General features: G+C 66.3%; 1 pseudogene. It reads right to left on the reverse strand.

What is annotated here, in order from left to right:
- A pseudogene (locus CH341_RS34885) lies at positions 1 to 279 on the reverse strand (DUF1499 domain-containing protein); the annotation flags it as partial.

A 279-nucleotide genomic window follows, 5' to 3' on the forward strand; every position in this document is an offset into this window, starting at 1 on the left:
GGCGGTCTGGCGCTGTGCATCCGCCACCGAGATCGCCTCACGGGGATGGGTCCAAAAGCGTGGCGGATCGTCCACATCCGTGGCGATGTCGTTGAGCGGCGGATAGATGACGAGCGCCACCATCGCGAGGCCGAAAAGGACGAGAGCCGGGGCTGCGAAGAAGAGCGCGGAAAAGGCTTCTCCGGCGCCTTCGTCGCTGGCGTTCCAGATGCGCACCAGAGCAAACACGGCCAACGCGAAGGCGACCAGCGCCAGGCCATAGCCGAGCGCAACGGTCGG

It is taken from the genome of Rhodoplanes roseus, from assembly GCF_003258865.1.
In the GTDB taxonomy this organism is placed as follows: Bacteria; Pseudomonadota; Alphaproteobacteria; order Rhizobiales; family Xanthobacteraceae; genus Rhodoplanes; species Rhodoplanes roseus.